The 433-nt window shown below is 38.3% G+C and carries 1 protein-coding gene; it reads left to right on the top strand.

What is annotated here, in order from left to right; genetic code table 11:
- Nucleotides 1-217 (top strand): hypothetical protein (locus C6366_RS21175; RefSeq protein WP_199221616.1); only part of this gene is annotated, 217 nt, incomplete at its 5' end.
- Nucleotides 218-433: the final 216 nt, after the last annotated feature.

The raw sequence follows: 433 nt of genomic DNA, 5'->3' as shown, positions 1-433 counted from the left end.
TCTCTATTCTTACGGACCCGACGCCATCATTATTGGTGGTTCACTCTCAAAAGCATTCCCTTATTTCGAAAATGGCATGCTCGATACGCTGGACAAGTTTCCGCATAAAGTCGCTTTGGAAACAACTGTTATAGAAATATCTGATAATCCGCATATCGCTGTTTTAGGCGCTGGTGCGCTAACGCTTTCTGCCAAAGAGGCGGTGTTTAATCCATAGATTGATTTTTATGGTTTAACAGTGGATTTATCTTTTTTATCAACTATGGGTAAGGAGATAACAGGTTTTTTTGACTAATCATTTTTAGATGAGAATAATTGTTAAAATATTCGCATGTACACTAATTGCTCTGTTGGGTTACGCTTGCTCCCAATCGGAACAACTAATTAGTGATGTGCGCTTAAGAAAATCTGTTCATGACGCTTTCAACAATAC

The sequence above is a fragment of the Desulfonatronum sp. SC1 genome (assembly GCF_003046795.1).
In the GTDB taxonomy this organism is placed as follows: domain Bacteria; phylum Desulfobacterota; class Desulfovibrionia; order Desulfovibrionales; family Desulfonatronaceae; genus Desulfonatronum.
The sequence above is the reverse complement of the archived record's forward strand: the minus strand, read 5'-3'. Positions and strand labels throughout refer to the sequence as shown.